Raw genomic sequence first — 1,270 nt, 5'->3', positions numbered from 1 at the left:
GTATCCGACATGACGGTTTCCCTTGATTCGGTGGGGGGCGACCGGACACGTGCCCGGCACGCTCGTTGTAGTGATCGTTGTTCCACCGGCTGACCGCTATGAAACGGAAATGCCTGTCCAATGCGGTGAGAAATCAGTGCGATCTGCTCCGATGTGCGGGCGAAATGTAACTTCTGACCCCTGTTGATCCGATGTACCCCTTGCCGGAACGCGTGTGCGGAGAAATTGCTCGTAACCGAAGTTCACAGAAAACAAGAGGAATTCGGCACGGAATTCGACCTATTTGTCCAGCTGTACTGGTATTTTGACTGAATTGACCGGAAGCTACGGTCCGCGGAAAAAGGTAGCGAGAGAATGACGATCTTCGGCAGGCGTACCGCGGGCATCACCGCGACGGCCTTCGTCTTGGCGACCGTTGTGTCGACAGCACTCCCCGCAGTGGGATCGGCTGCCCCCGTTTCGCTCACCCGCGCGTGCAACTCGGAAATCAACGAAAATTCGATGTCACTCGATCCGGCCGTGATCGACGGTTGGTACGACATCTCGACTGGATCGCCTGGAACGAAAATCAACTCGATCGAGGCGTGGCGGACAGTGCCGGGAGACATCCTCGAGTTTCGCGCATCGGTGACGATCAGAGCCCACGGAAGTCCCGTCCGAGGGACCCTTCGGATCGACGGCGCCGGCTTGACCGGAGATCAGGATTTGATCTCCAGAATGACGTTGACCCAAGATCTCGGGATTCGAGGTGGTGCGGCTGGTAGCTGAATGTGTAGATCGTGACGGGTTGGGAGGCGTACCACCACAACACGGCAGCACTTACAAGTCCGCACACTAAGCCGAAACCGGCGAAGGCCAGCACAGTAACGGTCGCCGAGCGGCGTTGCCCCTTCAAAACTTCTCTTCCATCGCCACACACGCACGCTACCCAATGAGAAACCGCACACGAACGGCGGAAGGGTTTGAGCAGAACACCGCCACCTAGTGGGCCCCACCTCACGGGATCAGCCAGGTGGCCGATGCGGTTTCACCGAGTACCCATTCTGTCAGCGGATGGAAATGTCGACGCCAACGAGTACCCTAAGCACATCTAGTGGTTACATTGATGTAATTCGTCTACATATTGTGGTCGATGCCTTCAGGTTTCCGAGATGCGCGTCTACAGCAAAGCCCCGACCGCCGGGGTAAGCCGACAACCCGGCCCGCTGCCCTTCAGTGCCGGTAGAAGATCCGGTCGCGGTACTGCTCCATCACCCGGGCGTTCCAGTCG

1 protein-coding gene is annotated in these 1,270 nt (G+C 58.0%); it reads left to right on the top strand.

Annotated features, from left to right (window positions below; genetic code table 11):
• The first annotated feature begins 354 nt into the window (after positions 1 to 354).
• The gene (locus ABT116_RS47460) at positions 355 to 768 is read left to right on the top strand and encodes a hypothetical protein (RefSeq protein ID WP_351647617.1); all 414 of its coding nucleotides are present in this window, start codon (positions 355 to 357) and stop codon (positions 766 to 768) included.
• Positions 769 to 1,270 lie beyond the last annotated feature (502 nt).

This window comes from Streptomyces sp. NPDC002130, from assembly GCF_040296465.1.
In the GTDB taxonomy this organism is placed as follows: Bacteria; Actinomycetota; Actinomycetes; order Streptomycetales; family Streptomycetaceae; genus Streptomyces.
This window is presented reverse-complemented; position numbering and strand designations above follow the sequence as displayed.

Bases quoted from the DNA above. Each gene is read 5' to 3' on its own strand.
- ABT116_RS47460 (WP_351647617.1), top strand. From the start codon at position 355: ATGACGATCTTCGGCAGGCGTACCGCGGGCATCACCGCGACGGCCTTC.